This is a genomic window from Planobispora longispora, from assembly GCF_016863135.1.
In the GTDB taxonomy this organism is placed as follows: domain Bacteria; phylum Actinomycetota; class Actinomycetes; order Streptosporangiales; family Streptosporangiaceae; genus Planobispora; species Planobispora longispora.
Genome location: NZ_BOOH01000064.1, coordinates 59,183 through 65,104, shown reverse-complemented (window position 1 = coordinate 65,104; position 5,922 = coordinate 59,183). Strand labels below are relative to the sequence as shown.

8 protein-coding genes are annotated in these 5,922 nt (G+C 73.3%); 3 read left to right on the top strand and 5 right to left on the bottom strand.

The window, feature by feature from the left end:
* Positions 1-47 precede the first annotated feature (47 nt).
* Positions 48-527, bottom strand: coding sequence for an ATP-binding protein (locus tag Plo01_RS35900; protein ID WP_203895232.1), 480 nt, complete (start codon positions 525-527; stop codon positions 48-50).
* Positions 528-597: 70 nt separating this feature from the next.
* Complete coding sequence (locus Plo01_RS35895) at positions 598-1,203, bottom strand: DUF4291 domain-containing protein (protein WP_203895231.1); 606 nt, start codon at positions 1,201-1,203, stop codon at positions 598-600.
* Positions 1,204-1,289: 86 nt separating this feature from the next.
* Here Plo01_RS35895 and Plo01_RS35890 point away from each other — a divergent pair, with 86 nt between their 5' ends.
* Positions 1,290-1,841: a DUF6886 family protein gene (locus Plo01_RS35890; RefSeq protein ID WP_203895230.1), complete on the top strand. Its 552-nt coding sequence runs from the start codon at positions 1,290-1,292 to the stop codon at positions 1,839-1,841.
* A gap of 41 nt (positions 1,842-1,882) precedes the next feature.
* Here Plo01_RS35890 and Plo01_RS35885 read toward each other — a convergent pair whose 3' ends face one another.
* The gene (locus Plo01_RS35885) at positions 1,883-2,668 is read right to left on the bottom strand and encodes an SDR family NAD(P)-dependent oxidoreductase (protein WP_239317717.1); all 786 of its coding nucleotides are present in this window, start codon (positions 2,666-2,668) and stop codon (positions 1,883-1,885) included.
* Between the two features lie 191 nt (positions 2,669-2,859).
* On the opposite strand from Plo01_RS35885, the gene Plo01_RS35880 reads away from it, so the two are divergent.
* On the top strand, positions 2,860-3,522 hold the full coding sequence (locus Plo01_RS35880) for a hypothetical protein (protein WP_203895229.1): 663 nt from the start codon (positions 2,860-2,862) through the stop codon (positions 3,520-3,522).
* Positions 3,523-3,622: 100 nt separating this feature from the next.
* Here the strand turns inward: Plo01_RS35880 and Plo01_RS35875 are convergent, their stop codons facing one another.
* Together Plo01_RS35875 and Plo01_RS35870 are read right to left on the bottom strand one after the other, a co-directional pair.
* Entirely contained in the window at positions 3,623-3,979 is a 357-nt protein-coding gene (locus Plo01_RS35875) for a nuclear transport factor 2 family protein (protein ID WP_203895228.1), read from the bottom strand.
* A 119-nt stretch (positions 3,980-4,098) separates the two neighbouring features.
* Entirely contained in the window at positions 4,099-5,211 is a 1,113-nt protein-coding gene (locus tag Plo01_RS35870) for an ABC transporter substrate-binding protein (protein WP_203895227.1), read from the bottom strand.
* Between the two features lie 282 nt (positions 5,212-5,493).
* On the opposite strand from Plo01_RS35870, the gene Plo01_RS35865 reads away from it, so the two are divergent.
* Positions 5,494-5,721 carry a hypothetical protein gene (locus Plo01_RS35865; RefSeq protein WP_203895226.1) on the top strand — a complete coding sequence of 76 codons (228 nt, stop codon included), beginning with the start codon at positions 5,494-5,496 and terminating at the stop codon, positions 5,719-5,721.
* Positions 5,722-5,922 lie beyond the last annotated feature (201 nt).

The window sequence follows — 5,922 nt, the reverse complement described above, 5'->3', positions numbered from 1 at the left end:
TCCGCTCTCCGGCGGACGCCGGGGCAGGACCGCCGGCTGGGCATCCCTCAGCGCGCCGAGGGCCGTTCCGCCTCCCGCCGTACCGCGAAGCCGCCGCGGCCGTCGAAGCCGACGCTGAACAGCACGTCGAAGCCGTCGGCCAGGAGCGGGCGGCACAGGCGTCCGAGGGTGGCGAAGACGCCCACCTCGGGCACCCGGGCCCGGCCCTGCCGCGCGGCGTTGCGCTCCAGCGAGCCGGGCACGTCCGGCGGGAACCAGTAGGCGATCACCCGTGCCCCGTGCCCCCTGGCGGCCTCGATGAGCGGCCGCCACTCCTCGGCCGACGGGTTGGTGTTGTCCACCGCGACGTCGAGGCCCTCGTCCAGCGCCTCGTGGATCAGGCGGAGCTGGCGTTCCTGGCGCCGGCGCGCCCTGGGGAAGTCGTCCTTGCTGACATGGACGTGCGTCGCCGCGAGCACCCGGTGGTAGAAGGTGCTCTTACCCGATCCCTGCAGCCCGATGAGGACCGCCACCTCCAGGACTCCCATCCCGTCATTCCAGCAGGCGGGGCCGGCCGTCCGGAGAGGAGGGCCCTCCTTCCCGGGCGGGGCGCGCACGTCAGGGGGCGTCGACGGTGGCCTGGACGGTCCGGGCGACGGGAACGGGGAGGGGATAGGGCCGCTCGACCGGGAGCAGATCTCGTGCGCGCTCGCGGTCACGAGCCCGGACGGCCGCATGGACCTCGTGCGCCAGGGCGGTGACGTCGGTGATCGAGACGATCCAGTCGCCGACGTAGCGGTCGACGGCCTCGCCCGACAGCCCGATCTGGACGGACCGGTGGGGCAGGGCGTTCAGGCCCAGGTCGCGCTCCGGGTCCCACTGGACGCGGACCGGGCTCCGCCGCAGCCGCCGCGCCCATTCGTCCCGGTCGCCGCCGTCGCCGCCGTGGTGGCTCAGGCAGGAGCGGGCCAGGGCCCACTCGAAGCCCTCCCGGGTGATCTCGACGGCCAGCACGCGCTCCTGGCCGGGCTTGGCAGCCCAGCCGCAGCGGTACATCATCCACAGGAACGACGGCTTGATCCAGGTCATCCGCTCCCGCTTGAACGGCGGGACGAACCGCTGGGCCGCGGCGGCCGGTCCGGCGATGGCCGGATCGTAGGCCTGGTAGACGGTGATCGAGTTCTCCGTGTAGGCGGCGCGGATCTGCCGGTAGGGCACGTTCATGGCAGCCAGCGTGGCGAACGGGCCTGCGGCCGGGCAACGGATTAACGCGCCGGGGGAAGCCGGGGGAAGGTGGTAGACACGGGACCATGCGACCCGAACCCGGCCAGGTGCTGCACTTCTCCGAGGACGCGACGATCACCCGGTTCGTCCCGCACGTGGCGGCCACGGCGCAGCGCTCCGAGGCGTACGTGTGGGCGGTGGACGCCGGCCGCTGCCCCGACTACTGGTTCCCCCGTCAGTGCCCGCGCGCCATGGCCTGGACCGTCCCGGAGACGACGGACGCCGACCGGGAACGGATCATCGGGCCCGGCTGCGGGCGGCGGGTCCACGCGATCGAGTACGGCTGGCTGGAGGCGTTCCTGAACGTGCGCCTGTACGCCTACCGCCTGCCCGCGGAGAAGTTCGCCCCCATCGGCGAGCCGGTGCCGCACGCCATGGTCGCCACCGAGCCCGTCGAGCCGCTCGGCCCCGCCGAACCGGTCGGCGACCTGCTCGGGCTGCACGAGCGGGCCGGGATCCAGCTGAGGCTCCTGGACAACCTGTGGGAGTTCTGGGACGCGGTGACCGCGAGCTCCCTGGGCTGGAGCGGCATCCGCCTGCGCAACGCCCTCCCGAGACGGGAGACGGCCCGCCGGTGAGGGGCCGACGCCTCCTCACCGGGGTCATGAGTCTCACCGGGTCATGAGTCGTGGGCCTCGGGATCGCGGGCGAGCACCGAACGGCCGCCGTCGACCGGGACGGTCGCGCCGTTGATGAAGCCCGCGTCCTCGGAGAGCAGGTGGACGATCGCGGCGGCGACCTCGTCGGCGCGGGCCACCCGGCCGAGCGGGTGCAGCAGGCTCATCTCCCGCTCGATCCGCGCGGCGGTGCCGGCGTCCTGCCCGGCCAGGAACTCGTCGTAGCGTTCGGTGCGGACCGAGCCCGGAGCGACCGCGTTGACGCGGACGCCGCGGGGACCGTACTCGACGGCGAGCGCGCGGGTCAGCCCCTCGATCGCGGCCTTGGCCGTCACGTACGGCGTGCAGCCCGGAACCGCCCGGCGGGCCTGGTGCGAGGACACGTTGACGATCGCCCCGCCCGTCCCCGCCGCCAGGAAACGGCGGACCGCCGTCGCGCAGCCGGTGAGGGCGGGGGCGAGATTGGCCGAGACGAGGTCGAGCAGAACGCGCGTGGAGTCCGAGTGGACCGAGGCGTCCCGGAACACCGCGGCGTTGTTGACCCAGCCGGTGAGGACGCCCGCCTCCTGCGCGGCGTCGGCGGCGCGTTCGGCGACGGCCTCGTCCGAGGCGTCACCGATCACGGTCCTGACGCGGGACCCCGCGGGATGGTCCCTCACCCAGGCCAAGGCGTCCGGGTCGCGTTCGATCGCGACCACGCCGCCGGTCCCGGCGTCGCCGAGCAGCCGCTCCGCCACCGCCCTGCCGATGCCTCGTCCTCCGCCCGTCACCACGTAGGAACGGCCCACGGTCACCTCCACGCCGGATGATCGTCTTCGTCGCCGTTACAACCTACGGGCGCGCGGCGGCGGACGGGAGCGGCCGCGGCCTCGTCTCCGCCGTCCCGCGGCCGGGGCGGCGAGCCCGGCGAGGCGGGGCCGTACGGCGCTGCAAGCGGGGGATAACCCGTGTGCAAGCCGCGGCCTCTAACGTTCCAGACGTGACCAGACGACTTGTTCTCGGTGGTGCCGCGGTCGCGGCGAGCGCCGCGCTGATGTTCCCGTCCCTCCCCGCCTCCGCCCAGACGGCCGCCCCGGCCCAGGCGCAGGACCTCGCCGCCGCCGCGCCGACGCCGGCCAAGGTGTCCAAGAAGCTGTTCGGCGCGTGGGTGCGGGGAGACCGTCACGCCGCCGCCAAGGTGGCGACCCCGTCCGCGGTGAAGGCCGTCTTCGCCTACGTCTACCGCGCTCCGGACAAGTTCGCCGGATGCTCCGGCAACGTCTGCCGGTTCGTGCACACGAGCGTGAACGTGCCCGGCGGGCTCGACGGCTTCGCGATGGTCGTGTCCGGGTCGAAGGTGACCAAGGTCTACCGGTCGCGCCACCTCACCAAGCCGTCCTCCGTCGCCGCGCACCTGTTCTCGGCCTGGACGCGCAACGACCGCTACCAGGGCCTGGAGGTCGCCCGCACGGGCGTGGTGAACAAGCTGTTCCAGGTGAAGTTCGACCCGAAGGGCGTGGCCTACACCTTCCAGGGCTGCTCGAAGGAGCCCAAGGGCTACTCCTGCGCCTACTCCTACGAGGGCGGCGCCATGTTCATGCACGTCCGCGGGTCGAAGACCACCGGTTACGAGGTCCACTCCATCAGCTACATCGCCGACTGAGCCACCGGCCGGACGGGCGGGCCCGACGACGTGCCCGCCCGTCCGGAACGGTTCCGGCGGGGTTCGGGGAGCGGGCGAAGGGGGCCGGTCGCATGCGGCCCTACGAGGGGTGCTGCATCCACCACTCGGTGAACTCGCGGCAGCGGCCGTCGGAGCCGAGCCGGATCACCCACAGGTTGCTGTAGGTGAGGTCCGGATAGGCGGTGGTCCCCTGGATGATCGCCACCTCGGCGGTGACGCTCACCGGCGACCACTCGAAGGCGGTCTCGCCGGGCTCGTCCTTCCGCTCCAGCCAGTGGGAGACGATCTGGTCGCGGCCGCGCCACGGCGGGTCGAAGGGGGCGGTGTAGTACTCGGCGTCCTCGGTGAACAGGTCGCCGATGTGCTCCGGATCGTTGGAGTTCCACGCTTTGACGTATCCGTCGATCCACGCGCTCACACGGTTGTGATCCGTCATGGGACCCGGTTTATCCGAAACGGGCCCCGGAAGGAAGTCCGTACGGCGTAACAGGACCCGGCAGGAGGCCCGTACGGCGCAAGCCGGGCGGTCACGATCGCCACGGCCCCCGCGCTCCCTCAGCCGGCGTGCAGGACCCGGAAACGATCATGTTCCGCCGGATCCCGGTCGACGACCTGGACCGGGGGCCAGGCCCATTGCCAGACGCCGACGCCCGGCACGCGGGAGAACCGGATCCGCCCGCGGGTGCCCTCGACCGCGACGCGCGGCCAGGATCCGGCCGTGCGCGCCCGGTCCATGCCGTGAGAGCGCAGCACGTCGGCCAGGACGGCGATCGTGTCGTAGCCCTCGAAGGCGACGAAGGAGGGCGCTTCGGCCAGCCGCTCACGCAGGGCCGTCCCGACTCGCGCGCCGAGTGGGCTCAGGCGCTCGGGCAGGTAGCGCAGGAACGGGATCGCGGCGCCGTCGGCGCCCAGTGACGTCGCCCATTCGGCCAGCTCCGGCTGCCCGGCCGGAGCGCCGATCATGATCTCGGCGAGGCGCCGGTCGCGGCGGACGGACTCGACGATCGACACCGCCGGCTCCGGGTGGCCGACCAGGAGGAGGAGGGCCGTCGCGCCGTTTCCCGCGAGTTCGTCGCACACGGCCGCGGGGGTGAGCGTGCTCGTGTCGAGTTCGATGACGACGCCGCCGTGCGGAGCGAGGCGGTCCCGCAGGATGCCGGCTCCGGAGGCCCAGTAGACACTCGGCGCGGTCGCCACGGCGATTCGGCTGTGACCGGCGCCGAGGAGGAAGTCGGCGTAGATCCGCCAGCCGTGGGACTGCGCCGGGGCGAGGCGCGCGACCCATTCCGTCGGCTGTTCGGTGAGGGCGTCGAGAACCGCCGACGAGCACAGGAACGGCAGGCCGAGGGCGTCGGCCCGGGCGGCGGCGGCGCGGGCGACGACGCTGTGATACTCCCCGGCCAAGGCGGCCACGCCCAGGCGGGCCAATTCGTCCACGGCCGCCACGGCCCGCTGCGGATCGGCCGCGGTGTCCCGGACCACCAGTTCGAGCGGCCTTCCGGCGATCCCGCCGGCGTCGTTGACCTCGCGGACGGCCAGCTCGAGTCCGGCGAGCAGGTGCCGGCCCGCCTGGACCCAGCCGGGCCGGGTCAGCGGAACGAGAGCGCCGATCCGGACGGACGGTCCGTCGGTCCGCTCCGCTCCGGACGGCGATGGCGGCGTACTCATGCGGTGGCGTCTCCCGGGTGACGATTCGGCCGCGGCTCGCCCGAATCACAGAATGAACGTCGGTGGCGCCGAGAGTAGCCGAGCCGGGAACGGCTGCCTCCGGCGCCCCGTCCCATGATCGCTGACCGCGGCGCCGAGCCCGTGCGTGACGCCCTGCCGGACACCGTCGCGGCGCCGAACCTATGCGCGATGCCCCGCCGGACACCGTCGCGGCGCCACCCGCCCGTCTCAAGTTCTTCCCCACCGCCTGAACCGCGCGCCGAAGGTGATCGTTTCAGGGGTATGAGACGGAGTTGGGTCGTCGCTCTGGTGTTGATGCTCGCGGCGTGCGGCAGCACAGGGGTCCAGAAGACGGGGACCGCGCCGGGCGGGACCTACTCCGCCGGCCGCGTGCGGCTGTCCGCCGAGCGGGCCACGGTTCCCGCGACGCCCGCCGAGCCCGTGCCGGAGGGCGTCCCCCTGCCACCCGGGACGCAGGCGCGCGGGAAGCAGGGACTACAAGGGCGATGAGGCGCGCACGATCGCCCGCTCCCACGGGAGCGGTTCGGACTCGGCGGGTCGCAGCAGCCGGGCCGCCGCGCCGAATGCGTTCCGGGCCGGCGCGACGCCGGCACCGGTGCCGGCGGCACCCCGGAACGATCAGGAACAACAAAAGCCCCAGTCTCACGATCAAGACCGCGAGCTGGGGCTTCGTCTCCTGTCCGACCAGGT